Source organism: Frankia sp. CcMO1, from assembly GCF_977945845.1.
In genome coordinates this window covers 1-3,368 of record NZ_CDWTMG010000363.1, presented here as the reverse complement: position 1 = coordinate 3,368, position 3,368 = coordinate 1, and the positions used below count along the sequence as shown (strand labels likewise).

At 70.5% G+C, this 3,368-nt stretch carries 4 protein-coding genes; 2 read left to right on the top strand and 2 right to left on the bottom strand.

Features of this window, described 5'->3' with window-relative positions; all coding sequences use genetic code 11:
- A partial coding sequence (locus AC08OU_RS23825; RefSeq protein ID WP_476605871.1) for an alpha/beta hydrolase family protein occupies positions 1-601 on the bottom strand: 601 nt, incomplete at its 3' end.
- A 127-nt stretch (positions 602-728) separates the two neighbouring features.
- On the opposite strand from AC08OU_RS23825, the gene AC08OU_RS23820 reads away from it, so the two are divergent.
- Both AC08OU_RS23820 and mshD read left to right on the top strand, forming a co-directional pair.
- Positions 729-1,481, top strand: coding sequence for a response regulator transcription factor (locus AC08OU_RS23820; protein WP_476592283.1), 753 nt, complete (start codon positions 729-731; stop codon positions 1,479-1,481).
- 209 nt (positions 1,482-1,690) lie between these two features.
- Complete coding sequence (gene mshD / locus AC08OU_RS23815; RefSeq protein ID WP_476602293.1) at positions 1,691-2,725, top strand: mycothiol synthase; 1,035 nt, start codon at positions 1,691-1,693, stop codon at positions 2,723-2,725.
- A gap of 29 nt (positions 2,726-2,754) precedes the next feature.
- Here the strand turns inward: mshD and AC08OU_RS23810 are convergent, their stop codons facing one another.
- Positions 2,755-3,114: an STAS domain-containing protein gene (locus AC08OU_RS23810; RefSeq protein WP_476592285.1), complete on the bottom strand. Its 360-nt coding sequence runs from the start codon at positions 3,112-3,114 to the stop codon at positions 2,755-2,757.
- Positions 3,115-3,368: the final 254 nt, after the last annotated feature.

The window sequence follows — 3,368 nt, the reverse complement described above, 5'->3', positions numbered from 1 at the left end:
CAGATCCAGATCCAGATCCGATACACACCCGTAACATGCGCCGTGCCACCATCCGGCCGGTGGGCTGCTCTGCCAGCCGATCTGCCAGCCGATGGATTCGGCGCATCCGAGCGGTGTCCCGCACGAACCACCGGCTGGTCGCGCTCGCACTGGCTACCGCCTCCGGGGGATACCGACGGCGATGGCTGTGGACGGACTCCCCCACCTGGATCAGCGCGGTGTGCCGCAGCACGGCGGCACCGTCCACCAACCATCCCATCGACCATCCCGTGGGGCAGACCCACTGGTAGCCGAGTCGACAGGCCGCGCCGATGGCCGAGCCGATATCCAGCACCTCGAGGTCACCGAAAGTGCACAGTCTGGTGGATCGGCCGTACGCTTGCAGGTCCATGACCTGGACATCGGGATGTGAACGTAATCCGACCATCACTGCTTGCAGCGCCAGGCGTGACGTCGAACAGGAGAAGCCATGGGTGACCACTACAGCCAGATTGCGTGACGCACCGGGCACCCGACCGCTCCAGTGATCATGACTCGTGGTCAGGATCTCACGATCCGCCGTAGGTAGTGGCCCGTAGACGGTAGGAGCCGAGTAGGACACTCCGCTATCCTCCCCACATACCGGCCTTCGTTTCATGCCCATGACGATCGTGAGACGCCCAGCGCCGGGCATCGAGTTACTCACCGGGTCGACGCTGCCCCACCACATACCACCTGGAGGAGTCGTCTTGAGCGTCGTCCTTTTGCTCACCAACGCCCCTGGCCCGTCCGCCGAGTCGTTTCCGTCGCTTGGGCTTCTCACCCACACCGTACGGGTCGCCCCGCTCGAGGCGAGCGCGCTGCTGGACGCCCCGCCGGTGGATGTGATCGTGGTGGATGGCCGCCGGGAGCTTGTGATCGCCCGCGGTCTGTGCCGGCTGCTACGCACCACCGGGCTCACCACGCCGCTGCTGGCGCTGGTGACCGAGGGTGGGCTGGCGGCGGTGTCCGCGGACTGGGGAGTCGACGACGTCGTCCTCGATTCCGCGGGTCCCGCCGAGGTCGAGGCCCGGTTGCGGCTGTCCATCGGTCGCGTCGCCGCAGCCGGCGGCACGGCCGAAGCCGGTGTCATCCGGTCCGGCGACCTGTCGGTCGACGAGACCACATACTCGGCCAAGTTGCGGGGCCGGCCGCTCGAGCTCACCTTCAAGGAGTTCGAGCTGCTGAAGTACCTCGCGCAGCACCCGGGCCGGGTCTTCACCCGCGCCCAGCTGTTGCAGGAGGTCTGGGGTTACGACTACTACGGCGGCACCCGCACGGTGGACGTCCACGTCCGGCGGCTGCGAGCGAAGCTCGGCCCCGAGCACGAAGCGATGATCGGCACTGTTCGGCACGTCGGGTACAAGTTCGTCGCGCCGCCCATCGCGCCGCTGCCGGAGAACACCCCCGGGGAGGCCGGCCGGGTCGGCCGTGACGAGTCCCGGACCCCCGAGCGGGTCTGACGTCACCGCGGACACCCGTCCGCCGCGTGGCACCCGGTATCCCGGTATCCCGGTACCCCGGCACCCCAGGCACCGTCAGTAGGACGGCACCGTCGGCGCGAGGCCCAGCTCCCGGCTCCGGAAGCCAGGATTCGGCCTCGCGCCCGGGTTCTCGCGTCCGGGTTCTCGACCGCACCGTCGAAGGCCACCCAGCGTCATACGGTCGTCCGGTGACCTCGCTGAGCTGGCAGCAGACCCTGAGCGCCATGGACGTGGACGACATCGTGAGCCTCCTCGCCGCCGCGGAGCGGGCGGACGGCTCCGGGCCGGTGTCCGAGGACATCCGGCTGGCCCTCCGGCCCGGATTGCGGATCGGCGCGGGCCGGCACCTGCTGGCCGTGTCGGCCGCCGCGGACACGAGCGCCCCGAATATCCCGGACGCCCCTGGTGACCAGGACGCCGCGGACACGTCGACCATGCCGGGCCGCACCCCCGCCCGGCGGATCATCGGCTACGCCCATCTGGGCGGCGTGGACCAGGCGCGGCAGGCCGAGGTGGTCGTCCATCCCGACCACCGCGGGCGCGGCGTCGGCACAGCCCTGGTCGGCGGACTGACCGAGACCCTCGCGGCGCCGTCGTCCCGCCTCGACATCTGGGCCCACGGCGACCTGCCGGCCGCCGCGGCATTGGCTACCCGGCTCACGTTCACTCGCACGAGGGTGCTGCTCCAGCTTCGGCGACCGCTGGCGACCGGGACGCCCCTGCCGGACCCCCGGCTGCCGGCCGGTGTGACGGTCCGCACCTTCGTCCCCGACCAGGACGACCAGGCCTGGCTGGCCGTCAACGCGGCCGCCTTCGCTGATCATCCGGAGCAGGGCCGGTGGGCCCTGGACGATCTGGCCCGGCGCCGGGCCGAGCCGTGGTTCGACCCGCGTGGCTTCTTCCTCGCCGAGCGCGACGGCGCACCCGTCGGCTTCCACTGGACGAAGGTGCACGAGACCGACCAGACGCCGCCACGGAACGCGCAGCCGGGGCCCATCGGCGAGGTCTACGTGGTGGGCGTGCTCCCGGGCGCGGGCGGCGCGGGACTCGGCCGGGCACTCACCCTGATCGGCCTGCGGCATCTGCAGGCCGAGGGGCTCGACTCGGTCCTGCTGTACGTGGACGAGGACAACGTCCGCGCCGTGCGGATGTACACCGGACTCGGCTTCATCACCTACGTCCGCGACGTCTCCTACCACTGGGAGAGGCCGTCCACGGGTTGATCCGGCCTGGTCCGGAAGACCCCCGTGACTCAGGCGCCCTGACGGGTCGCCAAGCCGCGCGCGGGGGCGGAGTCGCCGTGATCGACGTCTATCACGGCACTCAGGTTCGTGACATGCAGCAGGCGATAGGCATCCTCGTTGAGGTTACGCAGCACGAGGCGGCCACCGGCCGACCGCTGACGCTGGTGGGCGAACAGGATGACCGCCAACCCCTGCGAGTCGAGGAAGCTCACCTGCTCCAGATCCACGATGATCTCTTTGACTCCGGCGACCCGTGCGTCGAGCAGTGCCTCGCGCAGGGGATCCAGGGACGAATAGTCGATGTCGCCGGCCGGATACACGACGATGGCATCACGGTCGGTCACCTCAACCCGCACGCTTGGCTCCATGGCTCCGCTTGCGACCGGACGGCGTGAGCGCCACGGGAAGCCGGCCGGGCTGCCTTCCGCGCCGCGCCTTTGGGCAAGCGCGACCATGGCCCCGTACCCCGACCTAGGTACTTCCACACGCGGCCGACCCCGCCGGGGGCGACTTCTCACCGCACGCTCGTCAGCACGCCTGTCCGCGCCCCGCCCGTCGTCATCCGCCCGTCCGTCCCGCATGCTCCCCGCCGCGCGGGATGGGATGACGAGCTGCCCGATGA

Excerpts from the sequence above, each read along its gene's own strand:
- AC08OU_RS23810 (WP_476592285.1), bottom strand. The coding sequence starts at position 3,114 with ATGGAGCCAAGCGTGCGGGTTGAGGTGACCGACCGTGATGCCATCGTC.